Annotated in this window: 25 protein-coding genes; 5 read left to right on the plus strand and 20 right to left on the minus strand. The window is 45.0% G+C overall.

The window, feature by feature from the left end:
- Positions 1-1,238: 1,238 nt before the first annotated feature.
- From K2G43_RS01790 to K2G43_RS01800, 3 genes are all read left to right on the plus strand, one after another.
- Positions 1,239-1,412 (plus strand): hypothetical protein, encoded by a 174-nt coding sequence (locus tag K2G43_RS01790; RefSeq protein ID WP_300152819.1) that lies wholly within the window; start codon positions 1,239-1,241, stop codon positions 1,410-1,412.
- Positions 1,381-2,727, plus strand: a complete 1,347-nt coding sequence (locus K2G43_RS01795; RefSeq protein WP_300152820.1) for an AAA family ATPase — start codon at positions 1,381-1,383, stop codon at positions 2,725-2,727. Before K2G43_RS01790 ends, K2G43_RS01795 begins: the two co-directional genes overlap by 32 nt.
- 190 nt (positions 2,728-2,917) lie before the next feature.
- Positions 2,918-3,259 carry a hypothetical protein gene (locus tag K2G43_RS01800; RefSeq protein ID WP_300152821.1) on the plus strand — a complete coding sequence of 114 codons (342 nt, stop codon included), beginning with the start codon at positions 2,918-2,920 and terminating at the stop codon, positions 3,257-3,259.
- Positions 3,260-3,948: 689 nt separating this feature from the next.
- Here K2G43_RS01800 and K2G43_RS01805 read toward each other — a convergent pair.
- The 15 genes from K2G43_RS01805 to K2G43_RS01875 all read right to left on the minus strand — a co-directional run bounded on the left by K2G43_RS01805 (position 3,949) and on the right by K2G43_RS01875 (position 17,784).
- Positions 3,949-4,632: a hypothetical protein gene (locus tag K2G43_RS01805; RefSeq protein WP_300152832.1), complete on the minus strand. Its 684-nt coding sequence runs from the start codon at positions 4,630-4,632 to the stop codon at positions 3,949-3,951.
- A gap of 157 nt (positions 4,633-4,789) precedes the next feature.
- On the minus strand, positions 4,790-5,584 hold the full coding sequence (tatC, locus tag K2G43_RS01810) for a twin-arginine translocase subunit TatC (RefSeq protein WP_297677471.1): 795 nt from the start codon (positions 5,582-5,584) through the stop codon (positions 4,790-4,792).
- Between the two features lie 2 nt (positions 5,585-5,586).
- Positions 5,587-5,766 (minus strand): twin-arginine translocase TatA/TatE family subunit, encoded by a 180-nt coding sequence (tatA, locus tag K2G43_RS01815; RefSeq protein ID WP_297677469.1) that lies wholly within the window; start codon positions 5,764-5,766, stop codon positions 5,587-5,589.
- Between the two features lie 2 nt (positions 5,767-5,768).
- The gene (locus K2G43_RS01820) at positions 5,769-6,278 is read right to left on the minus strand and encodes an ECF transporter S component (protein WP_297677467.1); all 510 of its coding nucleotides are present in this window, start codon (positions 6,276-6,278) and stop codon (positions 5,769-5,771) included.
- Positions 6,279-6,300: 22 nt separating this feature from the next.
- Positions 6,301-8,178, minus strand: coding sequence for a TonB-dependent receptor (locus K2G43_RS01825; protein ID WP_300152822.1), 1,878 nt, complete (start codon positions 8,176-8,178; stop codon positions 6,301-6,303).
- Positions 8,179-8,191: 13 nt separating this feature from the next.
- The gene (locus K2G43_RS01830; RefSeq protein WP_297677473.1) at positions 8,192-8,599 is read right to left on the minus strand and encodes a DUF1893 domain-containing protein; all 408 of its coding nucleotides are present in this window, start codon (positions 8,597-8,599) and stop codon (positions 8,192-8,194) included.
- Complete coding sequence (locus tag K2G43_RS01835; protein ID WP_297677463.1) at positions 8,599-9,987, minus strand: aldo/keto reductase; 1,389 nt, start codon at positions 9,985-9,987, stop codon at positions 8,599-8,601. The genes K2G43_RS01830 and K2G43_RS01835 overlap by 1 nt, the downstream gene beginning before the upstream one ends.
- 21 nt (positions 9,988-10,008) lie before the next feature.
- Entirely contained in the window at positions 10,009-11,523 is a 1,515-nt protein-coding gene (locus tag K2G43_RS01840; RefSeq protein WP_297677461.1) for a 4Fe-4S binding protein, read from the minus strand.
- Between the two features lie 15 nt (positions 11,524-11,538).
- Positions 11,539-12,138 carry a flavodoxin gene (locus K2G43_RS01845; RefSeq protein WP_297677459.1) on the minus strand — a complete coding sequence of 200 codons (600 nt, stop codon included), beginning with the start codon at positions 12,136-12,138 and terminating at the stop codon, positions 11,539-11,541.
- An 11-nt stretch (positions 12,139-12,149) separates the two neighbouring features.
- Positions 12,150-13,136: an aldo/keto reductase gene (locus tag K2G43_RS01850; protein ID WP_297677457.1), complete on the minus strand. Its 987-nt coding sequence runs from the start codon at positions 13,134-13,136 to the stop codon at positions 12,150-12,152.
- A gap of 45 nt (positions 13,137-13,181) precedes the next feature.
- Complete coding sequence (locus K2G43_RS01855) at positions 13,182-14,624, minus strand: MATE family efflux transporter (protein ID WP_297677455.1); 1,443 nt, start codon at positions 14,622-14,624, stop codon at positions 13,182-13,184.
- Between the two features lie 11 nt (positions 14,625-14,635).
- Positions 14,636-15,355 carry an MBL fold metallo-hydrolase gene (locus K2G43_RS01860; RefSeq protein WP_300152823.1) on the minus strand — a complete coding sequence of 240 codons (720 nt, stop codon included), beginning with the start codon at positions 15,353-15,355 and terminating at the stop codon, positions 14,636-14,638.
- Between the two features lie 14 nt (positions 15,356-15,369).
- Complete coding sequence (locus tag K2G43_RS01865) at positions 15,370-15,930, minus strand: DapH/DapD/GlmU-related protein (RefSeq protein WP_297677451.1); 561 nt, start codon at positions 15,928-15,930, stop codon at positions 15,370-15,372.
- Positions 15,931-15,934: 4 nt separating this feature from the next.
- Entirely contained in the window at positions 15,935-16,783 is an 849-nt protein-coding gene (locus tag K2G43_RS01870) for an SDR family oxidoreductase (protein WP_297677449.1), read from the minus strand.
- Between the two features lie 29 nt (positions 16,784-16,812).
- Positions 16,813-17,784: an aldo/keto reductase gene (locus K2G43_RS01875; RefSeq protein ID WP_300152824.1), complete on the minus strand. Its 972-nt coding sequence runs from the start codon at positions 17,782-17,784 to the stop codon at positions 16,813-16,815.
- Between the two features lie 232 nt (positions 17,785-18,016).
- Here K2G43_RS01875 and K2G43_RS01880 point away from each other — a divergent pair, with 232 nt between their 5' ends.
- Positions 18,017-18,880 carry a helix-turn-helix domain-containing protein gene (locus tag K2G43_RS01880; RefSeq protein WP_300152825.1) on the plus strand — a complete coding sequence of 288 codons (864 nt, stop codon included), beginning with the start codon at positions 18,017-18,019 and terminating at the stop codon, positions 18,878-18,880.
- 17 nt (positions 18,881-18,897) lie between these two features.
- A complete protein-coding gene (locus K2G43_RS01885; protein ID WP_297677443.1) occupies positions 18,898-19,422 on the plus strand; it encodes a DapH/DapD/GlmU-related protein in 525 nt (174 codons plus the stop codon).
- A 482-nt stretch (positions 19,423-19,904) separates the two neighbouring features.
- Here the strand turns inward: K2G43_RS01885 and K2G43_RS01890 are convergent, their stop codons facing one another.
- From K2G43_RS01890 to K2G43_RS01910, 5 genes are all read right to left on the minus strand, one after another.
- Positions 19,905-20,732, minus strand: coding sequence for an SDR family oxidoreductase (locus K2G43_RS01890; protein WP_297677439.1), 828 nt, complete (start codon positions 20,730-20,732; stop codon positions 19,905-19,907).
- Positions 20,733-20,833: 101 nt separating this feature from the next.
- Positions 20,834-21,655: a carboxymuconolactone decarboxylase family protein gene (locus K2G43_RS01895; protein ID WP_366104653.1), complete on the minus strand. Its 822-nt coding sequence runs from the start codon at positions 21,653-21,655 to the stop codon at positions 20,834-20,836.
- Between the two features lie 18 nt (positions 21,656-21,673).
- Positions 21,674-22,516 (minus strand): aldo/keto reductase, encoded by an 843-nt coding sequence (locus K2G43_RS01900; RefSeq protein ID WP_297677436.1) that lies wholly within the window; start codon positions 22,514-22,516, stop codon positions 21,674-21,676.
- Positions 22,517-22,518: 2 nt separating this feature from the next.
- Positions 22,519-23,082, minus strand: a complete 564-nt coding sequence (locus K2G43_RS01905) for a flavodoxin (protein WP_300152826.1) — start codon at positions 23,080-23,082, stop codon at positions 22,519-22,521.
- Positions 23,055-23,729 (minus strand): dihydrofolate reductase family protein, encoded by a 675-nt coding sequence (locus tag K2G43_RS01910; RefSeq protein WP_297677434.1) that lies wholly within the window; start codon positions 23,727-23,729, stop codon positions 23,055-23,057. Before K2G43_RS01910 ends, K2G43_RS01905 begins: the two co-directional genes overlap by 28 nt.
- Positions 23,730-23,751 lie beyond the last annotated feature (22 nt).

Below are 23,751 nucleotides of genomic sequence, written 5' to 3' on the forward strand. Positions count from 1 at the left end.
TATCTGACATTGTCTGACATTTAACCTAATATGAATCTGACAAAGTCTGACATTATCTGACATTGTCTGACATTTAACCTAATATGAATCTGACAAAGTCTGACATTATCTGACATTGTCTGACATTTAATCTAATATGAATCTGACAAATGTTACAACAAACAAAGTTTATATCCTGTATATCAATATAATAACATTTTTCATATCTTATCAAAAGAACAACATAGAAACAAAATCAATAATTTAATCGATTCTCAGCTTTTCGTATTTCACTTAGTTTCATCTCTTGCACTTGGTCGCATTCAAAGTGCCTCTTAAAGTAGTTTTCCGAATATCTACTTCTCATCCGAAGAATATCGTTCAATGGCTCATCCATGAATTGTTGCAGCCAAAAGAGAAAAGGACGGGCAGTGGTTTCTGTCTTACATCTTCATTGAAACTTGCATTTTCCGCAATGGTAGTTGTTTCTATAAAACCATAGGCATATGGAAAGGCAAATATGCCTACCTAAATATAGTTTACTTTGATTTAGCATATATAAGGCTAATGTACAAACTAAACTGAATTTTCTGCGCATTTCTACGATCTGGCTACTTGAAAAATATACAGCCAAAAAAGAAAGAATAAAAGTTTACTGCATATTTTCTCTTTTCGCTGCAGTTTTTATGTTATATTTGCTACGATGTAAGCTAATCTGTTTCACTTTCAAGAAACATCCAAATACCAATTATTCAAGTAGCAAATGAAAGGCATCTTTCAAAAGCAGGTAAGCTTATTCAATCTACCAAGATAGTCTCATATACATAGGGATTTGACTTTGATAGAACTTCGAAGAAGTTGAAAAAATGAAAATATAGCAAAAGTCACGATCAAAAATTTCTCATAAAAGCAAAGATAAAGCGTCTTAAGATGCTATCAAAATATCTTTCAATTTGCCATACTATTTTTGTGTTGTTTTGGATAATCTCTCATGTCCCAGCTTGCTATTTGTATGGACACCGCTCCCGATGACGAGTGTCTGTCGGGGTATTAGGCTACCCCGACAGTTGCCGGGCTGTACAGCAGGCAAGATGGATCAACTTTGCAAATGGCAGATAAATGTGAATCGTCGCAAGCGTGTCTGTCGATATTAACCAATCTCAAATCCGACCAATATAAGTGGTGGGTGGATAATTATAGTGGCTGTTGGGGGACATGAATAGCCACCATAATTATCCCCTTATATACGCGGCAATTTGATGGAATATGCTATTGCAAAGTTAAAAACAGCGGAGATTGTCGGAATGGGTGCAAAATATTTAGCGCAAATTGACAAAATACACACAAAACATTTGGCGGATACCGGCAAAAACACTATATTTGCGCTATATATCAACGGATATGGAGAAAGATACTATATTGTTCAAGCGTAAGATGTACGACCGATTGCTCAAATGGAAGAGGGAGCGGAACGGAGAGTCCGCAATTCTCATACAAGGAGCAAGACGAATCGGAAAGTCCACACTTGCAGAAGAGTTTGCCCGAAATGAGTATGAGTCCTACATTCTCATCGACTTCGCCATTGCACCGGCAGAAGTGCAGGAGCTTTTTAATGATATATCAGACTTGAACTATATATTTCTTCGGCTGCAACTTATCTATCGGGTGCAGTTGATTGAGCGCAAGTCGGTAATCATATTCGATGAGATACAAAAGGCTCCTTTGGCTCGTCAGGCTATCAAACATTTGGTTAAAGACCGTCGATACGACTATATCGAAACCGGCTCACTCATTACCGTTCACAAAAGCAGTCAGGATATCCTGCTGCCGAGCGAGGAGACGCGGATCGATATGTTTCCTATGGACTATGAGGAATTTCGATGGGCGTTGGGCGATACCGCCACGATACCGTTGCTGCGCACGGCATTTGAAAAACGAATACCGTTAGGCGATGCCGTTCATCGGAGAATGATGCGCGATTTCCGCTTGTATATGCTGGTTGGAGGTATGCCTAAAGCCGTAGCAGAATATATCAAGACGAATAATCTCGGAGCGGTAGATTTAGTAAAGCGGGATATTGTCTCGCTGTACGAGGAGGATTTTTGGAAGTTGGATAATACGGGCAGAGCCACCGCATTGTACGATGCCATACCTGCACAGTTAAGTAAGAATGCTTCGCGCTATCAAATAGCATCGGCTATACCTGGCGAAAGAGCAGAGCGGGTTGCAGGCATAGTCAAAATGATGAATAATTTCATGTCTGCAAATGTTGCATATCATTCCAATGATCCGAATGTCGGGTTAGCTCTTACAATGGATAATGAACGCTTTAAGATATATGCATCCGATACCGGAATGTTTGTAACACTGGCTTTCAAGGACAAGGACTTTACGGATAACATTATTTATGAAAAACTGCTGAACGACAAACTCAGCGCTAACTTAGGCTATGTTTATGAGAATGTTATAGCCCAAATGTTGAGATCTGCCGGCAAGCAGTTGTTTTATCATACGATACCGACCCCGGATGGAAAGAAATACTATGAAATAGATTTCTTGATAGCAGACGAACATAAAATATCGCCGATTGAAGTGAAGTCATCCGGCTATAAATCACATACCTCGTTGGATGTTTTCTGTGATAAGTTCTCCAACCGCGTGCAGAACAGGTATGTTATCTACACGAAAGACCTGAAACGCGAGCAAGGAATTGACTATATCCCCGTATATATGACGATGTTTTTGTGATTTTAACAATAACGCATTGAGTTATAGGTAAGACAGACAATAAGAAATATCTGCATATATTACAGTTCTATAAGAATTATCGAGGCGATATAGCAAACCCTAAATCAGAGTTATACAAACTCAAAAAAGAGTTTGATGAATCAATGAAGCATAGTTCATACAGCAATTATAAGAAAAGTAATTATTAATTATGGAAATAAAAGATTTTTCTGATGCAATAATTAAAGTTGCATCAATTAATGATGACCGCATAAAGGCTTGGGATGATTTTGAGAAAGGAATGGCGTTGTATGATAAAATACGCCGCATATTAAGTATTAGAAATCAATATCAGGCAATCGCCAATTGGCTCTTTTGGGATGAATTTACCAAAGGCTATTACACGCCGGAAGATAGTGCATTAGGAAAGAGCTGCCTTGACGGAATTGCTATTTGCAACCAAGAATTGAATGCAATATGTGGCAAAGCTATCACAGACAAAGTGCAGTCAGAAATTTTATCAATATTATTCCATCGTAAAGATGTAAAGTAAACGGAGTCGGGAATCATCCCAACATTAAAAAACGGACATTATTTCACATCAAAAATTGTCTGGCAGAATTGTGATTTGGACTTTCTTATTTCTGACCATGGTTCATATCTTATGCCATAGAAACGACATATAACCTTTGTCGCTTTTAGTCGGAGTTTGCCACTTCCGCGTCGAGATTCAACAGCGACAAAAGACTCTCTCTGCTTGCAGTGGGATAGGCAATTTGCACGACGGCGCAAGCCGACCGGGGTATTAGGCTCCCCCCCCCGAAAAGAATTTCGTGGACAACAGGCTCGTTGATTTGTTTTCCGTGAATGGCAAAGTTCTTATATCGAAATAGGAATATAATAATCTTCATTATACAACTTTGTTCCTTTTTTTAGAATCATCAGATTGCATTTATTTACCATCAACTATCTCACTACTTTTACTAGCCAAATTACGCAGATAAAGTAGTAGCCTAAAGCAATAAACAAACATTGAGTTATTACCTTATTTTTGAATTATACAAAAGAAAAGGTAGAAACTCAACGGACAAAATTGGCTTTACAATCGTAAAAGACTTTTGGAAAAAGACAGCAGCAAGTCAGAGTTCGAAACTGGAATTCCGGGGTTCAGAAGACATACAAAAGCACTATGTACGGTTTGATCCAACATAGTGCTTTTCCCTTTTGCGAGAGATTCCTGCTTTATAGTTTCAGTTCCTTGATGACTCTTTTTATTCCGTAGGCAACCGCTGTCTTGTTGTTCCTGACAGCGGAAAGAGCAGACGAAAGATTGGATGCGGTAATAAACCGTGTACCGTCCTTGGATAGCAAAAACCTCCCTTTGTCGAGAACGGACTGCCAGCGGGATTGGATGAACGAGTTTTCGAGAAGTGCATCGAAAAGGATAGCCACATGGCGAAGATTGTTCACCCGGAGATGAAAGCCCTCTTTGCAGGAAAAGAGAGCCTCCATATCCTCGATGCGGAGCATAGAAACGCAAAACAGATGATAAGTATTGGCACAAGACACAATACCTGTCATCTGTTCTTGAGTGAAATTGCAGCCGAAAGAAAGCGGTGGAGCATCTGTCACCTTATCGGTGTGATGCACGACCGGTGTCGGCAACGGTTCCGACCTGTCATACTGCCTTCGCAACTCCATGCACTCCTCAAAAGAGAAATGTGATGTTGTAAAGAGCGGTTGGATAAGGTGGGTGCATTCAGTTAGCAGCCCTTTGACGATGTGGATGTTCATTTCGTGGCAGTTCCGGCAAACGGCACTATCGCAATTGATGTACCGGTGACTGTTGATGAAATCATCCACAATCACATTTTGGAGATAGAGTTCTCTCGCTTCGGAGAGTAACTCGAATAGTTCTTCCGCTATATCCTGTTCAGTAGCGAAGTGGGTCAGGTGTTGCTTCCCTTCAAAAAAAGAGAAGACTTTTTGAGTTGTTCTTTCATGTTAATTTATTTATGAATTTATATTTGAGTAAGTCTCATATTACAAAAGAGAGCATCATAAATGTTATTTGTTCCCTTATTTAGATTCTCGATGTTTGCTTTTTAACTCTATCTACCAACAAGATACTCGCCTCATACAGTAACCACATCGGCAACGCCACGAGCGAGAGCGTGAACACGTCCGAAGTCGGCGTGATGATGGCTGCTACCACGAGAATAATCACGATGGCATGTTTCCGATAGCGACGCATGAAGTCGGCGGAGAGGAAACCCAATTTGGCAAACAGCCAGGATAAAATCGGTATCTCGAACACGATACCCATTGACAGGCACATCAGCACGAGGGTCGAGATATAGGAATCGAGCGTAATCAGATTGGCGACCTCCCCGCTGACCTGATACGTGCCTAAGAATCGAAACGTCAGCGGAAAAATCAGGAAATAGCTAACCAATACTCCGACTACGAACATCGCGTAACCTCCGCCGACTACCCGCACGACATATTTCCGCTCATTGGCATACATAGCCGGAGATACGAATCTGAACAACTGGTAGAGGATGTAGGGCGACGCACAAAGCACGCCGGCACACAATGCCGTCTTCATGTGGATGATGAATTGCTGCGCCAGTCCAGTGTTGATGAGCTGCACGGCAAAACTTCCGGTTTCACCGCCAGCCAATGCAGCAATTCGGTTGAAAAGGCGATATATGATAAAACCGTCGTTCTTCGGAGCGAGGACAACGGCAAATAGCTCCTCCTTAAAACAAAAGGCGGCGATACCGAACACGACGGCTACGGCTACGATTTTGACAATCGCCGCCCGCAGCACGTCGAGATGTTCCCAGAAAGATTGTTTGTCCGTACTCGCCACCATCCCTACGGTTCATTCTCAATTTCTTTTTCCATATTGTGCATTCCTTCCTTGAACGAACGCACTCCCTTGCCGAGACCTTTCATCAGTTCGGGAATCTTCTTGCCGCCGAAGAACAGCAACACGACCAACGCGATCAGCAGCACTTCCTGCATGCTCAGACCGCCAATAAATAAAGGTGTCATAACTACTTGCGAATTATATGGTTAATAAATAGCCAGCCTCCAAATACTTGTAGAAGCATACCAGGTATGCCTATGCGGAAATCCTGAATGGCAAGATAAAAATTACCTTTCATAATCCATTCTCCCAACGTACCAATGATTTGATAAGCCAGCACCACGATCAGCAGCATCCATAAGGGGGCTTTTTTGAAACGGGTAGCAACGATTCCAGCCAAAACAGCCAGTAATACCGACTTTAACAAAATCGCAGGTAAACCGCTGACGGCCGGCATACCAAATAACAAGGAATTTATCAGAGGCGAAGCGATGGCTGTAAGAAGTCCCACTCTCCAACCGTATTTATACGCTCCTATGAGGGTGAAGAAATAGATGGGCAGCCAAGTTATGCCACCTTGCGGTATGAGATGAAAAAGCTGGGGAACAATAATATTGCCCAAAACGAATAACGAAGTTGCCAAATAAGTTCTCACATTATCATATTCCAATGAATAGAGTTTTACAGTTGTTTGCATAATGATTTATCGCTTTTAAGAATTAAAGATGAATGTTTATACCACCCATAACCGTTGCTCTCGGCATGGGATAACCGGCGTTTATCTCGTATTTTTGAGCCAATAGATTCTCACCGCGTACCCACAGGCTAAGCCATTTGGTTGCAGAGAACTGTCCGCGCAGGTTCCATAACACAAATTTTTCCGTAACGGGATTTTTTCCAACAGAAATATAAAGTCCGGCAATGTATTGGATACCGGTGGAAACGCTCCAACGTCCTTTGATGAAATTACCTCCAGCGTAGAGTTTGTGTTCAGGAGCGGCAATCACCGGGTTCTCCATGTGCAGGAAACTGTAGTTCGCATCTACGGACCAATCCTTGTTGATACGATAAGCGGCCAGCAATTCTATGCCGGCATTTTCTATTTTTCCAGAGTTTTGATTCAGCATACCCGACCCATTGGGATTAGGCAAAGCCATAATCAGGTTCTTTCCATCGATGTAGAAAACATTTACACCGTAGTTTAACCGACCGCTCAGCAGTGTTTGTGATATAGCTATTTCATAGTTCCACATTGATTCAGGCTTCAAGTCTGGATTCTGTGGCGGAAACATATACATTTCTCGAAGAATCGGGTAACGAAAACCTTTTGTTGCCGAAGCCTTCAAATCAATTGAATGTGAAAGATGGAAAGCAAGACCAGCTTGTGGCACCCATTCCGTACCGGCTCTTGAATGATTGTCTATGCGAAGCCCTGCGTTTAAGGTCAACCATTTGCCGATGTCCTGACGGAAGTCCACATATCCGGCAATTTCATCTTCATGTTTGTCAACCAAACCACTGCGAGTTTCGGCATTTTCCCCCGATACATAGTCTGTCCACGCCTGACCACCATACCTGAACCAGTCGAAGCCGAATGTGATACGGTTTCCCTTGAAAAACTGTGTGCTTTGATAGAGCGACACACCCATCATGTTGTCGCGTGAATTGAAACGTCCGTCCTGCGAAGTTTCACCTGCGCTTGGAGTATAGCCGTCATTTATCCAATGATTGCCCCAATTATAGAAGAAACTGGCCGCTCCTGAAGTCTTCTCGTAATGATTAGTCACGGCAAAAGAAGACACCCCTCGTGTGATACGCTGGTAGCCGTCAACGAGCGGAGCCGATACCGGTCCAGGATAGGAAGCGTTGAAATGCGTCACGTTTACATCAGCATACACATTCCAGTTGTCTGTTATGTCATAGCCCAGCTTGGCATATCCCCCGTACTGTTCAAACCCCATATCATTACGGTGTCCGTCAGTACGGTTATACGATCCACTGATAACAGAAGAAAACCGCCCTTTCCGAACCATATTGGTCAGTTCAGTTTCGAGCGTATTGTACGAGCCGTATCCCGCATGAAGGTTGGTGCGTACTCCGTCTTCGAGCATTTTTCTGGTCACGATATTTACCACACCACCCATCGCATTCGAACCGTATAATACGGAGGCCGGACCTCTTAGGATTTCAACCTTATCTGCCAATAAAGACTGGTAAGCATCAGCAATAGGGTGTCCGAAAATGCCGGCATATTGAGGATGCCCGTCTATCAGCACCATCATCCGTGCCGTACCGCCGGAAAGTCCTCGAAGAGAAATTCCTCCTGCTGCGCCACCAGATACACCAAACCCCATTATGCCACGTGCAGTAGTGAAAAGTCCCGGTGTATTTTCGGTAAGTACAGGCAACAATGAAGGCTGCATGGATTGTTCTATTTTCTTGCGGTTTACAACGGAAACTGTCTGCGACAAATGCCGTACATCCGTGGCATGACGAGTTCCAGTAACCACTACTTCATCAATCGTGTACAAATGCGTGCTGTCCTTTGCCTCCTGTGCTTGGCCTTTTGTCGCGACAAACGAGGCTGCACACAACATAATACTTATATTCTTATTCATCTTTTTTCATAAAATCATTGATTAACGGCAAGCATTCTTCAGCCGTTTTACAATTTCTGCAAAGAATTTCCACGGGGCAAATACCATCGCCTGCGCGATTGACTATATAAGGCACTTTTTGGCCGAAGCACACTTTTACAGGGCTTCCATGAAACAAATCGAGAGCTGATTCGCTGATAATATCCGCATAAAGTTCTGCCGCATGACCGAGAATAACAAGTGCGGCTGCACCTTTGCCGATCACTTTATCGGCAATGGACGCTCCGTCTAAAAATCCCGGATCATTGCTCCATAGGTCGTATAAATCAGCAATCCCCCGCCCGTCAAAAGTGCAAATATCCCCATTTGCTACTACAAGCGAGTGATTGCCACAGTGCAGGAGATTCGTCAGATCTTCCATCATAATGTCCCTTGCTTCAAATGTTCCACAAATCTGTCTATCCGCTGTAACTCCTTGGGAATATCGATACTTTGGGGACAATGATGCACGCACTGACTACAGCCTATGCAGTGGTTGGCTTGCCGAAGACGCGGTACGCTGCGGTCATATCCTACAAGAAACGCTTTGCGGGCTTCACGGTAATTCTCGGCCTGACGGCTTTCGGGGATATCGCCTTCGTTTACGCATTTGTTGTAATGCAACAAAATGGACGGAATGTCTATTCCATACGGACATGGCATACAATATTTGCAGTCGTTGCACGGAATAGTAGGATACTGCATCATCAAATCCGCCGTATCGTATAGGAATTGGGTCTCTTCATTCGTGAGAGGTTGTAGAGGACAGAAACTGTGCAGGTTGTCCTGTAAGTGCTCCATGTAAGTCATTCCACTCAATACGGTAAGTACGTTGGGAAAAGTTCCCGCAAAACGAAACGCCCATGATGCGATACTTCTATCCTGCTCCCGTTGTTTCAAACGGGCTACGATGTGGTCATGCACTTTGGAAAGCCGTCCTCCCAATAACGGTTCCATGATGACAACCGGAATGTTCCGCTTGGCCAATTTCCCGTAAAGATACTCTGCGTTCGTATTGCGGGGATTGGTTTCTTTAGCATGTCGCCAGTCCAAATAATTCATTTGGATTTGCACGAAATCCCATTTGTATTTGTCCTGTCTGGAAAGCAGATAATCAAATACTTTAATGTCTCCATGATAGGAAAAACCGAGATTTCGTATGCGTCCGGCACGGCGTTCCTCTAACAGAAAATCCAACACTCCGTTATCGAGATAACGCGAATGAAGCGCAGCCATTCCGTCATCGCCCATGCCAACGCCATGTAATAACAGATAATCAATGTAATCCGTCTGTAATTCCTTGAACGAATTACGGTACATGGCAATGGATGCCTCACGGCTCCAGGTGGACGGTGCAAAATTCGACAGTTTCGTGGCTATGAAGTATTGGTTGCGGGGATGGCGGGCGAGAGCTATTCCCGTAGCACGCTCCGAGCGTCCTTTACAATAAGCGGGAGACGTATCGAAATAATTCACACCATGTGCCAGCGCATGATCAACCAAAGCGTTGATTGTTTCTTGATCCATCGGTTCATCACTTCCGGAAAGGGTCGGCCAACGCATGCAGCCATAACCCAGCAGAGAGACCTTGTCACCAGTCGTAGGATTCATCCGATATGTCATTTCGCCCAAAGCAACTTGAGTTGTCGCATTTAAGGAATCTTCCCGCTTGTTGTCACAGGCAACCAGTCCGGCGGTAGCCAATCCAGCACTTCCTGCTATCTTGAAAAAATCACGACGAGATATTTCTTTTTTTCTATGATGTTCCATCTCTTGAAAATTTTATTTGGTTTATATAATTCGATGCACTTCGTGTCCTTCCACATAGATGGCACTGAACGGTCGTGAGGGACACAAGTTCTCACAGGCTCCGCAACCGATGCAACGTTCCGTATTTACCACGGGAATTTTGGGAGAATCGGGATTAGATGTATCCGAAGTGACCATTTGTATCGCTCCTGTCGGACAGTGGCGGGCGCAGTTTCCACATTCAACACCATCCGTTAACGGAATACAGTTTTCACGTACCCATACGGCATGACCGATTTGTATGGCCGACTTGTCTGCCGTTGTTATTTTCAGGATAGCTCCCGCTGGACATACCTCCGAACACTTCGTACATTCCGGACGACAATACCCACGCTCATAGCTCACCTCCGGCTGCATCAATTTCATCAAATCCGTTGACGGACGTAATACGCCGTTAGGACATATTGACACACAAAGTTGGCAAGCGGTACAATGCTGTGCAAAGTTACGTGCGCTCTGAGCACCCGAAGGTACAATGGGATTCTTACGGTCGGGAATCTTCTTATCTTCGATTACAGCCAACCCTCCATCCACTTTTTTCTCCTGTGCTTTCAGAACTGCCGTACTTGCAACCAAAGCGGTCGCGGTAAGAAATGTTCTCCGGGCAGAATCTATCTGCTCAGAAGAAACGCCTTTATCTTTCTTATTGGGATGTTCAGGTGCGATTATTTTTTTAGTACGTAAACGATATTGAATTGCCCCATGTTTGCAAGTGTCGATACAATCCATACAAACCACACAACGACTGTAGTCTATCTTATGCACCTTACCATTGATACACGCAGCCTTGCACTTGCGTGAGCAGAGACCGCATTGATTACACTTGCTTTCGTCTATCGTGATACGCAGCAGGGAGAACCGGGACAAGAAACCAAGCATTGTTCCTACCGGACAAATCGTGTTGCAATAGGTTCGTCCGTTACGCCATGCCAAGATGCCCAAAACGACGAATGTAATGACTGCGATGATGAATGTTGGCAGGCTCTTCAACCACACTTCCGTTTCGTAGAAAGCGTAGCTGTCCGCACGTTCTGCAAAATAAGCAAGCAGGTTGTTTCCCCAGCGATACACCGGGGCGAAAAGATTGGCGGCTATACGTCCATAAGAACTATAAGGAGCCAGCAATGCCACAAATGAACCAACACCGGCAATTATGGCAATGACAAACAATGCCAACACTCCGTAACGTAACCATTTTTTCTCATCAGAATAACTGAAACGGTATTTCTTCTTTTTTCTCCGACCGCTAAACCATGATACGACATCCTGCATAATGCCCAAAGGACAAATAACAGAACAATAGACACGCCCCAAGAGGAGTGTCAATAGTACAAGAAAGAAGATAACTCCTACATTCAAAGCCAATACTGCCGGAAGGAATTGAATCTTTGCCATCCAGCCAAACCACATTTGGATTGTTCCGGTAAAATCAAGGAACAACAAAGTAATCAGTACTAAACCGATTACTGCCAATATTTGTCTTATCTTTCGTAACATATTTATTTTAATGGTTTACCGCTTTTGTGCGTTTTCAATCCATTCCATTATCGCCTTGTCTGAGTTATCGACTTTACTGCCTCGTATGGCAAGCCCTTTCAACACGACAGACTTAGGACAAACCTTACGAATGTCTGATTCGCTGCGTCCCATCGCGCTTCCTTCATGCGTACAAAACGGAACAATCGTTTTCCCGGCAAGGTCATAAGATTCCAAAAACGTAAAGACCGCCATCGGCATTGTTCCCCACCAGTTGGGATACCCCAAATAAATCGTATCGTACTCTGACATGTTTTCGACTTTGCCTGTAATGGCGGGTCTTGCATTGTCTGCCAGTTCGCGTTTTGCCACCTGGGTTGTCTCCATGTAATCTTCCGGATACGGCGTTACTGTTTCTATCCGGAACGTATCGGCTCCTGTTATGGCGGTGATTTTTCTTGCCACGACCTCCGTATTGCCGACTTTCAAATCGACGATTGCACCGTCACGGTAGTTGCTGCCGCGACGGGAATAATAGACCACAAGGCTTTTGTGGTTCTGTGAGACAGCCTGAGCCATCGTATTTTCACTAATCATTGCCATAATGCCAAACAATATCAGAATTATATTTTTCATAAACAGTGTCTTTAATAATTCGCGAATCGGTGATTGCAATCGAGGTCATTTATCCGCTCCATCTCATCGGATGTCAGTTCGAAGTCAAAGACATCGTAATCTTCAGCAATGTGTGCGGCATTAGATGAACCGGGAATGGCAATGTTCCCGCTCTGCAAGTGCCAGCGAATAAGAACCTGATAAGGAGATTTGCCATGTGCCGAAGCTATTTCGGTAATGACCTCGTGCTGGGAAAGTGTACGAATACCCGTGCCGCGTCCGCCGAGAGGGAACCACGACTCCATGACCGTACCCAGCGGTGCGATGTGCTCCTTAACCGAACGTTCCTGAAAATACGGATGGAGTTCGTTTTGAATGACGGCCGGTTTTATTTTGGCAATTTTCATCAAGCGGTCAATATCGGCTTCATAGAAATTCGAGATGCCTATTGAACGGATTTTTCCGGCCTCCACGCCTCGTTCCATAGCCTGATAAGCATGCTCGTCATCACGCGCAGCATGGTGCAACAGCAACAAGTCGATATAATCGAGTCCGAGTCGTTCAAGACGTTCGTCCACCTCTTCGTCCGCACGATAAAAGTCCGACGTCCAAAGTTTCGTCGTTACGAATATTTCTTCACGCTTGATTCCGAAATCCCGCATGCCGCGTTGGAGTCCGCGTCCAACGCCATGTTCGTTTCCATAAATGTCGGCCGTATCGAAAAGGCGGATTCCGATTTTCAAGGCATTGTACACAGACTCTTCTGCTTGTGCCGCAGAAAGCAAGTAGGTTCCTATGCCGAAAATAGGCATTTCATAACCACTGTTCAGTAGCACAGTACGAGTTTCGAAATTGAACGGATTGACGTTATTCGTATTTCCGTTTTCATCATCTTTGTCGTCACTTCCTCCGGGATTTTCTACTCCGGGATTTTCAGGCTCTTGAGCCGCAGCATCTTCATGACCGCACCCACACAGCAACATAAGGCTTACAAATAAGATTGCATTTAACTTTTTCATTGTTAATTCTTTTTTAATTTATAATTTATATCTCGTAAAATTAGCTTATTGCATTTTCGGAATGGATATACGAACTACGCTAAAACTTTCACATTTTTCCGTTTTCCGACCTGCCGTTTGAAGCCATTCAGGTTTTATCCATTTTCCGCTGTAATAACGGAAAATAAAGCAGGCGGCCTTTGCTGTCCAATCGGCAAACATACCCAGCCAAATACCCAGAATGCCCATCTGCCAATGAACGCCGAATAACCACGAGCAAAAGATACGGCCGGCAAATAGAGATAAGAGACTGACGACCATCGGATAACGGGCATCACCAGTAGCCCGGAATGTTGCCGGTAGAATATACGACAGAGGCCACAATACGAGTGTAAACAGAGTGTGCATCAGCATGATTTCCTCTGTGCATCGAGACGTTGCAGAAGACAGTCCATAAATCCGCATGAGTGTGGGCAACAAGCCGAACACCGTCAGACAAGTTACGAGCTGGGTAAAATAGACGATGCGGATTATTTTGCGATTGTAATATTTTGCCTGTTCCTTATCTCCAGCTCCGGCACATCGGGCGATGACGACGGTCGTTCCAAATGCGATAGCCATGCCAGGGATAACCTGAAAGTTCGACAGGACACCGGCCACGGCATTTGAAGCGATGGCTGCCGTACCCAAAGAGGCAATCATACCTAAAACCAGAATCCGGCCGAGAAAAAACGTGCCGTTCTCAATACCGCAAGGGACACCGATGCTCAAAATTCGGGCAATAATTCCATCGTTGAAACGAATCCGCATCTGCCGGAAAAGAAACAGGTCTCGCTTTCGATTACAAAGCATAAACAAAATCCAGACAGCGGCAATGATTCGGGAAACTAACGTCGGATAGGCAATCCCGGCTGTACCCATATCGAATCCGAACAGCAATATGGCGTTTCCTGCAACATTCAACAAATTGCAAGCAGTCATAACCATCATCGGCAATCTCGTGTCGCCCATACAACGGAACAGATTGGCTCCTGCGCTGTACAAAGCCAAAAACGGAATGGACGAGATAGTAACGGACATATAAATATCCGCATGAAGATATACGTCTGGAGCAAGTTCTCCGAACAGATGATTCAGAATGAAAGGTCGTGCAGCATACGCTGTCCCGCACAACAAGATGGAACAAAGTCCTACAAACCGTACCAGTTGATTGGCTGCGTTGTTGGCTTGCTCATGATTCCCGGCTCCCATGTATTGGCTGATAACGGCTGAGCCACCTACAAGCAGAGCGGCAAAAAGGCTCGTGATAAATGACATCACGAAATCGATTAACGACACTCCAGATACAGCGGCTTCACCTACGCTTGCTACCATCATGGAATCAATGACTCCAAGGCTATATTTGAGCGTTTGCTCTATCACTAATGGCAGGAACAATAACGCCAAGTCCCGATTGGAATACAATCGGGCAGGCGATGTTACTGTATATGGATATTGTTCGGATGTCATTCGTGGTTTTACTATTCTATCGTAATAGTTTCTCCCGGTCGAATAATTAGCTTATTCGGTGCTGCGAAACGTTCGGCAGCTTCAAGACTAAACATTTCGCTGTTGCCGGTCGTGCTGTTGTGATAGGGTATGTTATGGCGTGCACCTATCATCTCTGCGGCATGGGCCGCCTCCTCATTCCCCATGTTATAGACTCCATCTGTGCAAAGAAAAGCGTAATCAATGTGCATATCCGACATCTCGTGCATTTGGTCGGTAGTCGAAGTGTCTCCTGAAATGTAAACTTTCCGTCCGTTGGCAAATATCAACACATATCCGACACACTGACGGACATCGTGATAACGGTTGAAGCCGGCCTCAACCGCCTCCACTCGTACATATCCAAGTTCAAACGTCTGATGCTTGCCATCGATAATAGCATCCCGGCTGCGGATAATCCGACAATCGGGTTGTCGGTTCTGTACGCGTTCTATGGCATTATGGTCGAAATGCTCATGCGTAACGAGTATCAGATCTGCGGCAAGTTGGTATTCACCGGCATAGGGGTCAATATAGATGACCTTGTCCGTTTCCGTCACAACACGTAAGCTCCCCTGTCCCATATAGAGTAATTCTACGGTTTGTTCCGTGTTGTTGTCTTCATTCTGAACCGGTTTGTTTTGAACATCCGGTTCTGAATGATGGCAACTGCACATCAGTAATAATCCTGTAATTAAGGTCGTAAGTATCATTCGCATAACTTTAATTATTCGATTCGTCGGATAATCTGCGCCGGATTACCGCCGACAATAGTATCCGGTTCAACGTTTTTGGTGACGACTGCTCCTGCAGCGACTATGGCGTTTTCTCCGACCGTTACTCCTGGAAGAATGACAGCGCGAGCACCGATCCATGCGTTGCGGCAAATACGGATGCCTTTGCAGCGAAGCGTGCGGCGGCTTGAAAAATCGTGATTAGTTGTAACCATTGCGACTTCCGGTCCGATTTGCACATCATCGTCAATCGTGATTCCACCGGCAGACATACAGCAGAGGCCATGATTTATGAATACATTGCGCCCAATTTGCATCTGACGCCCGAAGTCTATCTGCAAAGGCGGCGTAACGTATGTCCTTTCCGGCAATGGAGCGTTAAGCATTTGTTCGATAAGCGGACGTAACGATTCAAAATCGGGTTCCGCCTGATTGATGCGCTGACACAATTTGCGGGTAACATCCATGTGTTCGATAGCCGGCATATACGAGGTATCAAGCATATCTATAGGTTCACCCATGCGTAACCGAGAGAATATATCAGTCTTGTTCATGATCTCAACCTTGAAGTTTGTACATTCCCGTGCGAATTGCCGCAATCGTGCCGCCGTCTATAAGCAAATCGGTGCCGGTGATAAATGTTGCATGTTCACCCAATAAGAAAGCCGCCGCCTCTGCTATCTCGTCTGAAGTGCCGGTGCGTTCTGCCGCAGAAGCATCAATCATCTGCTGATAGGCTTCGCCCATCACTTCAAACTCGTCATAGGCCAAAGGCGTTACAATTATGCCGGGGCTGATCGTATTGATACGCGCCCTTCGTTCTTTCCAAGACGTTGCAGCAGCTTTTTGCACCTGTAGATGATTTACGCGCTTTGCAATCATATACGCAAGCCCGGAGTTTTGCATCGCAACCTCTTTGATAAAAGAAAGCCCTGTCAGTTCTTCTGCCGGAGTATTTATGATTTTAAGTTCAATCTCATGGGGAATCGGATACATATATCCTGCTTGACTTGAGATGACAAGTCCCGCACCGCCCTTGGCCATAATCTTCCCGAAAGCATTGACGGCTTGCCCCGTACCTACCATATCAAGGTTCAGTATATGTTCCGGAGTCGCCTGATTCGGGGATGCACCCGCTGTGTCGACGAAAAACATCACATCTCCGAGAGAGGCGGCTCTTTGAGCAAAAGTCTCTATCGCCTCCTTCTCCAAAGCATTGACTTTCATCGTTTCAACATCGTAGCCACTGCACTGAAGGTCATGGGTAACCTTCACCAATATTTTCTCGTTGACATCTCCGAGAAGAATCTTCTTTCCGGCTGCCATACGTCTAACGATTGCTGTACCCATGCTGCCGGCCCCCAAAAGCGCAATCACATTTTTATTGCTATTCCTATCGAATATCATAATTTTATCCTCGGTAAGTTTTTACGACCCTAATCGTTCAGTTCATAATTGCCGAAACGTTCACAAATTTGTTCGTAAGTCATCGTAAAATAACGCCTCTCTGCATCGAGTGCGCGTACTGCTTCCATCTCTTCATCACTCAATTCGAAATCGAATACTGCGATGTTTTCGGCTATATAATCGGGATTGTCCGTGCCGGGGATAACTGCAAAGCCTTCCTGAATATGCCAACGGATGACGACTTGCGCAGCTGTCTTGCCGTGCGCTTCGGCAATGCGGTTGATTACCGAGTCGCGCAATATCTCTCCGTGGCTGTCGCGACCACCGAGCGGAAACCAGCTCTCCAACACGATATTGTTTTCTTTCAACCGTTTCTGCCAATGACGGCGTTGTGCATAAGGATGGCATTCTATCTGCATGGCGGCAGGTTTGATTTGTACATGATCAACCAAAGAGTTGAACAATTCGTCACTAAAATCGAAATTACTGATACCGATGGCTCGTACCTTACCCGCTGCCACGGCTTTTTCAAGTTCGCGCCATGCGCCTACATAATCACCGACAGGCTGGTGAAGATAAACAAGGTCAATATATTCCAGCCCCAGACGGTTCAACATCTTATCAATGGCCGGAAGCGTCTTACCCTCTCCGTATTCATTCGGCCACAGTTTGCTGGTAATCCAGATTTCTTCACGAGGAATGCCGCTTTCACGCACTGCGGCTCCTACACTGCGTTCGTTACCGTAGGCGTGAGCCGTATCAATGTGGCGATAGCCTTTTTTCAGGGCAGTAAGTACCGCGTTTTTCGAAACCTCGCCTTCCGCAAGACAGAATGTTCCGATACCGAATTGTGGCATTGTCAATCCGTTGTTTAGGGTCATGCCGGGAACAACATTTACGGAATCCTTTGCCGATGCCGAAGATGAAATACCATCCGTATGGGCCGATGCAGTCAGGCCACAACCAAAAAGAGCTGCAATCATTACTAATAAATTTTTCATTGTTTTCATATTAAAATCGTTTTGCTGCAAAATTCTCAAATTATATCCGGTTTCAACTTACACAATTTGCCGTTGTATTTTCATATTTTGCCGTCATAGGGCAGTAATCGGCAATATGTGAAAGAAAAAAAGCAGTCTGTCACAATTCACACTCGGTTCAAACCATTATCTTTGTATTGAATATTTTGTAGTTCAATGGAATATGACAGAAAGCAGATTATATGATATATCCATGTTTCCCAAAGATGAAACGGCAATTTTTCACGAAGGGGATATCTTGTTGTTCAATACCCGTGCGGATAATTGTTTCCCATCTGAGTATGTTGGACGTTATCATATCCACATTTTGTGTTATTCCGGTAAGGCTCAATTCACCATGTCGGAGCGCAATTTTCTGATAAAGGAAAATGATTTTGTTCCTTGGACTATAGACTCTGAAATAACCGATGTCTTATATTTCCCGGATTTTAATGCAGACTTTTTGCTGGTCTCACGCAATTTTCTGATAGAGAACAATCCTCAGACAGCATGGGCAACAAAAGGATATATCTACATTAAATCCAATCCGGTATTCAGGCTTGAACAGACAGACCTTAAATTGTTGCAAGCCGATTTTTCCCGATTCCGGGAACAATTGTGTGGTAATACCCATATTTTTCGCAGAGAGATATTGGGTCGGCAAATGCAGATATTCCTGTTCGACTTGTGGAACATCTATGCCAATGAGATCAATCGGCAAGAGCAACTTTCCAACCTATCCGCCAATCTTTTCTCCCGTTTTTTGGATCTGGTCAGGCAGCGGGTCACAGAAAACAGGGAGGTAGGATTTTATGCGAACTTACTGTGTGTTACCCCTAAATATCTGTCGGAGGTAGTTCGGAAGGGAAGCGGGAAATCCGCTTCGTACTGGATTAACGGATATGCCTCGCAAGAGATAGTATCGATGCTCAAAAGTCCCGATATGACATTATCCGAAATATCGGACCGTATGAATTTTTACAGCCAATCCCATTTCAGCCGTTTCGTAAAAAAAATGCTTGGGGTATCGCCCTCGGAATACAGAAACGAATTGGATAAGAGACGTAATAAAATATAAACTTACAAACCATAAAAATGGAAGAGTTCAGAGTAGATATGCGCAAGCTCGAAAAGGTGGATCTGGCGGAAGGTATCCGCTGCGCCCAGTTGTGTTTCAAAATCAATCACACGATGCCGTATACCGAAGAATACGATGCTTTGGTAAAAGAGCTGTTCATGGATAATATCGGCGAAAACAGTCGCGTGATGCCGCCAATGACTGTAGTGCGTGGTAGCAATGTGAAGATTGGCAGGAACGTGGTGGTGATGAACAATGCCTTATTTATGGCAGCAGGCGGCATTACCATCGAAGATGATGTGATGGTCGCTGCCAATGCGCAGCTCATCTCCAACAATCATGATTTGTACGACCACCAAATTTTAACTTGTAAACCTATCATTTTGAAGCGGAACAGTTGGATTGGTGCGGGTGCTACCATACTGCCCAGTGTGACAATCGGAGAAAATTCCGTTGTTGCAGCTGGAGCGATTGTTACCAAAGATGTAGAGGATAATACGGTGGTTGGAGGTAATCCGGCAAAAGTAATAAAACGTATATAATCTTAATATAAACCATAAAGAATGCAGTAACAATCCCTATAATCGTTACTGCATTTTTTACATTTTCATTCCTTTGGGGTGGTTATTTTCACTTTGCTGAAATCATGGTCGCCCAACAATGGCACGGTCGGCAATGAAATCCCCCGCAGGGCTTCGCCCATCAGCCGGACTGCGCACCTGCGTAACGGCTTCCATCGTTGGCTTGACCTCCAGCCCGTTCTTCTTTTCTGTTTTAGCAATATCCACGCAAGCCTTGTATTCATCCCGGCAAGGCTTCACCGGTTATATTTGAAACAGGTTGCTTCTGCAATGATATGCGTGTTACCTTTACTGATATTACCGACATTGTAATTTTCTCCGGTTTGAAAGAAATACGCCACCAGTACTTTATTGTTTTTCATTGTTTCATCTTGTGATACAATATTCTGTGCAAACGCAAAAATTTCACCTGTACACGATACTGTTAAAATTATCTGAATCTTTTATCGTAATTTATTTGTTCCGTAGAAATATGATGCCGTAGCACCTCCATCTACGAGGAAGTCGGCTCCCGTAATGAATGATCCTCGGTCACTCATCAACAATTCAGCAACATTGGCCACCTCGTCTGCCGTACCAGAACGACCAGCCGGACAGTTTGCGAACATATTTTTGTAGAAGTCACCACGCGGACCGTTGAACTCATCAAGAGCCAGCGGAGTGACCACAATGCCCGGAGATATTGAATTGATGCGTGCACCACATTCGCCCCATTTCACGGCTTCAGCCATTACGCGCTTTACATTGCAGCGTTTTGCCATCTGATAAGCGTGTAGGGTATCGCGTATATTCCCCTCCTGAAGCATACTCAACGCGAGAAGTTCCTCGGTGGGAGTTGTAGCAAGTAATTCGTCATCCTCGGGGGTAAGTGCAGGCATACGGTGTCCTGATTGGCTGGAGATGGTGATACCCACGCCTCCCGATTTGATGACTTTACCCACTTCTTCCAACAGTACGGCAGTTCCGTACAGATCCACTTTCAGAATCGTCCCGATGGGTGCTTGACTGGGTGATACGCCAGCAGCATTCACCAACATGGAAATTTCTCCATACTTCTGTGCCTCGGCAATCAGATTCAGGATAGATGCACGCGAAGACAAATCCATTTCCACGGGGACGGTATCAAAACCGGCATCGTTCATCGTTTTTGCTATCGTGTCTGCACTCGTCTTGTTCTTGTCACCTATGACGATTTTCATACCGTACCCCATTCGGCGGGCGATAGCCATTCCTATTTGACCGGCTCCAGTCAATATCATTACATTTTTCATTTCAGTTTATTTAAACATTTTTGAAGCCCCCTATATTTTACAAACGTAATCCTGTCTGTACGATCATATAAGGCCATTATGATAAAGTCGTATCGCCATCATTACGGCAGTTGCCTGTATTGTTCCTCAGACACGGGTTCTAACCATTCGGTAGCGACATCTTCGCCCGGAACCTCAAATGCCAAATGTGCAAACCAGCTGTACTTGGCTGCCCCGTGCCAGTGTTTCACACCGGCGGGTATGTTTATGACCATACCAGGCAGTATCTCCACCGCAGCTTTTCCTTCTTCTTGATACCATCCGCGTCCGGCAACGCCGACCAGCATCTGTCCTCCTCCTTTTACAGCGCGGTGTATGTGCCAGTTGTTTCGGCAACCGGGTTCAAAAGTCACATTGCTGAATGGGATTTGTTTGGTGGAAATGGAAGCCAGCCAACTTCTGCCGGAGAAATAACGTGCATACGCCATATTCGGCTCTCCTATGGGAAATATCATTTCTTGTTGGAATTCGTCCAGTTCGTCATTGTTTACAGTATCTTCTGCCCATACTTCTTTGGCAAGCCGAAAGGCTCCCCAAGCATTGGGCCAACCGACATAGAAAGCTATATGGGTAAGCATCTCCGAAACTTCATGCCGAGTGATGCCGTTTGACTTTGCAAATTGCAAGTGATGCGTGAGTGATGAATCGATGATGCCCTTGCCGATAAGGGTAGCGACGGTAATCATGCTACGGTCACGAGGTGAAAGACCTGCCCGGTTCCACACTTCTCCGAAGAGAACATCATCGTTGAGTTCGGCAAACTTGGGAGCGAAATCACCCAATGTGGTCCGACCTGCTGTCTGGGTTATTTTTTCTTGTGCCATAATGATATGTGTATTAATGATTGAAAGCAAAACTGTAAATAGTATCAATGTACGTTTCATGGTCATGCGATATATGGTTTATACCTTGAATGATAACAGAAAATTCACGGTATCCGGCTCATAGTGGGAGAAAAAAAGACTCTCCCCTTTGTCGAGAGCGGCAATAACGCTCATATCTTCGTCAGAAAGCGTAAAATTGAAGATGTCGAAGTTTTGGCGCATACGTTCAATATGGGTGGTTTTAGGTATCAGCACCACATCATGTTGCAGAAGATAACGCAAACCGACCTGTGCCACGCTCTTGCCATATTTCAGTCCTATTTGTGTAAGCACCGGGTTGGTGAAGAAATCGTTGCGACCTTCAGCAAACGGCCCCCATGACATGATTCGCGTATCGTATTTTTCCATGATTGCCTGTGCTTTCACCTGCTGGTTGAATACATGTGTTTCCACTTGATTGACCATCGGCTTTATGTCCGTATGTTCGGCAAGGTCGATGAAACGGTCCGGATAAAAGTTACTCACACCGATGGCGCGGACTTTACCCGCTTTGTATGCCGTTTCCATGGCACGCCATGTGCCGTAGTAGTCTCCAAACGGCTGGTGAATGAGCAGGAGGTCAATATAGTCGGTCTGGAGCTTGCGCAACGACTCGTTGATGGAGCGGGCCGCCTTTTCCTCGCCGGCATTGCTGATCCAGACTTTTGTTGTGAGAAAAATTTTTTCACGCGGAATACCGCTTGTACGGACAGCATCGCCTACGTTCTGTTCGTTGAAATAGGCTTGTGCCGTATCAATAGAACGATAGCCTACACTCAAGGCATCGCTCACGCAACGTTCACACTCTTCGGGTGTCACTTGGTACACGCCATAGCCCAAGACGGGCATTTCCACTCCATTGTATAATTTTATATTTTCCATAATTAGTACTTTTTATTTATTCGATTGATAATTTCATTGATTGAATAGTCTGCGGAATGTACCGCACTTCCTCTGACCGCCTCGCAAGGCAAGCATTCTGCTGATGGACATAAGCGTTGTATATCCTTTTCACTGTGTCCTGCACCGCTGCCTTCGTGGGTACAGAAAGGAATGATACGTTTTCCCGAAAAATCATATTCCTCCAGAAAAGTATGTACCGCCATCGGCATAGTTCCCCACCAGTTCGGATAGCCGAGAATGATTGTATCGAATTCCTCCATTCCCTCAACTATGTCCGTCAATTCCGGACGTGAATCAGTCTGGAGTTCCGTCATCGCTTGTTTGGTGGTTTCATGATAATCAGCCGGATATGGCTTCACGGTATCTATGCGAAACAGTGTACCCTTTGTCATTTTAGCAAGCCTTCGGGCAAGGAACTCCGTGTTTCCTGTTTCAAGGTCACGGATAACACCGTCCACATAGTTCTGTCCTCGCCGTGAATAATAGGCTATCAGAATTTTGCTCATGCCTCCGGGGATTATTTGTTGACACTGTACTTCATCCATACGGTATTGCCCATCCGCTCTACATTATTAAGCGTCAGCATCGTGGGAGGATAATCTGTCTGCCTGATACCATCGAACACAGCAGCCATTCCTGCCCGGCCATCAATGCCACCGCCAATCATGAGACTGACCTCATCAAGCAGTCCGGCTTGGAGAAACGCTCCGTTGATGTGGCCGCCACCAACGATGCCGAGACGCTTCACTCCGAACTTCTCGCCAAGTATTTCCACCGCCCGGCACAAGTCTATACCTTTCTTTCCGCATGCAATCCAGGAAATTCCGTTTGCCGTGAGATACCTATAATATTCCTGCGGACATTGCTCGTCTGTGATTACCAGCAGATTGTTGTCCAAGGCATCTTCCGGCCACTTTAACGATCCGTGTGTATCGATGGCAATATCATAATGGTCAGCCGAGTGAGCCATATAATACTTTTCCTCTCCAATGGGAGTCTTGTCATTCGCCTTGAACGGTTCCGGTAACGCATGGTGCATTTGTCGGCTTACCCGTCCTTCAAGTACTGCATCAAACTGTAGCCGGTCAAGAGCTTGGTAGTAGGCATCTGTTTTGTCAATCTCGGCGGTCATCGTACAGTCGATACGACCGTCCACTGATGACATCATGTGACATATAATATAAGGTTTCATCTGATAAAAAATTGGTTGTTTG

This window comes from Bacteroides sp., assembly GCF_029057325.1.
Lineage (GTDB): Bacteria > Bacteroidota > Bacteroidia > Bacteroidales > Bacteroidaceae > Bacteroides.